The sequence below is a fragment of the Cognatundibacterium oligocarboniphilum genome (assembly GCF_013377855.1).
GTDB classification, from domain to species: Bacteria; Pseudomonadota; Gammaproteobacteria; order Burkholderiales; family Burkholderiaceae_D; genus Undibacterium; species Undibacterium oligocarboniphilum.
The window spans coordinates 1-1,195 of the sequence record NZ_JABXYJ010000029.1 but is presented as its reverse complement, the minus strand read 5'-3'; the positions used below and the strand labels follow the sequence as shown (position 1 = coordinate 1,195).

Below are 1,195 nucleotides of genomic sequence, written 5' to 3'. Positions count from 1 at the left end.
ATTACTCGATAATCTTGGCAACCACACCCGCACCCACAGTACGGCCACCTTCACGAATCGCGAAGCGCAGACCTTCTTCCATCGCGATCGGGTTGATCAGCTTCACTGTGATCGAGACGTTGTCGCCTGGCATCACCATTTCTTTGTCCTTCGGCAACTCGATCGAGCCAGTCACGTCCGTGGTACGGAAGTAGAACTGTGGGCGATAGTTGTTGAAGAATGGTGTATGACGACCGCCTTCGTCTTTCGACAGGACGTAGATTTCGCCTGTGAAATGGGCGTGTGGCTTGATGGAACCTGGTTTTGCCAGTACCTGACCACGCTGGATGTCTTCGCGCTTGGTACCGCGCAGCAGAACGCCGACGTTGTCGCCTGCCTGACCCTGGTCCAGCAGTTTGCGGAACATTTCCACGCCGGTACAGGTGGTTTTGACTGTGTCTTTGATACCGACGATTTCGATTTCTTCACCGACTTTGATGATGCCGCGCTCGACACGACCAGTCACGACTGTGCCGCGACCGGAGATGGAGAAGACGTCTTCAACCGGCAGCAGGAAAGTGCCGTCAACGGCACGTTCTGGTGTCGGGATGTAGTTGTCGAGTGCATCAGCCAGTTTCATGATGGCTTCTTCGCCCAGCGGGCCTTTGTCGCCTTCCAGCGCCAGTTTGGCGGAACCCTGGATGATTGGCAGGTCGTCGCCTGGGAATTCGTACTTGGACAGTAATTCGCGCACTTCCATTTCGACCAGTTCCAGCAATTCTGCGTCGTCCACCATGTCGCATTTGTTCAGGAACACGATAATGTAGGGAACGCCAACCTGACGTGCCAGCAGGATGTGTTCGCGCGTTTGTGGCATTGGGCCGTCTGCTGCGGAGCAAACCAGGATGGCGCCGTCCATCTGCGCTGCACCGGTGATCATGTTTTTCACATAGTCAGCGTGGCCTGGGCAGTCTACGTGGGCGTAGTGGCGGCTTGCTGTTTCGTATTCGACGTGGGCTGTGTTGATGGTGATGCCACGTGCTTTTTCTTCTGGTGCTGCGTCGATTTCGTCGTATTTCTTCGCTTCGCCGCCGAATTTTGCGGACAAGACTGTTGCAATCGCTGCTGTCAGTGTCGTTTTGCCGTGATCAACGTGACCAATCGTGCCGACGTTGACGTGCGGCTTGGTGCGCTCGAACTTACCTTTTGCCATTTT

At 55.2% G+C, this 1,195-nt stretch carries 1 protein-coding gene; it reads right to left on the bottom strand.

Features of this window, described 5'->3' with window-relative positions:
- Position 1: 1 nt before the first annotated feature.
- Entirely contained in the window at positions 2 to 1,192 is a 1,191-nt protein-coding gene (gene tuf / locus HV832_RS17120; RefSeq protein WP_176805263.1) for an elongation factor Tu, read from the bottom strand.
- Between the last annotated feature and the right edge of the window lie 3 nt (positions 1,193 to 1,195).

Excerpts from the sequence above, each read along its gene's own strand:
- tuf (WP_176805263.1), bottom strand. The coding sequence starts at position 1,192 with ATGGCAAAAGGTAAGTTCGAGCGCACCAAGCCGCACGTCAACGTCGGC.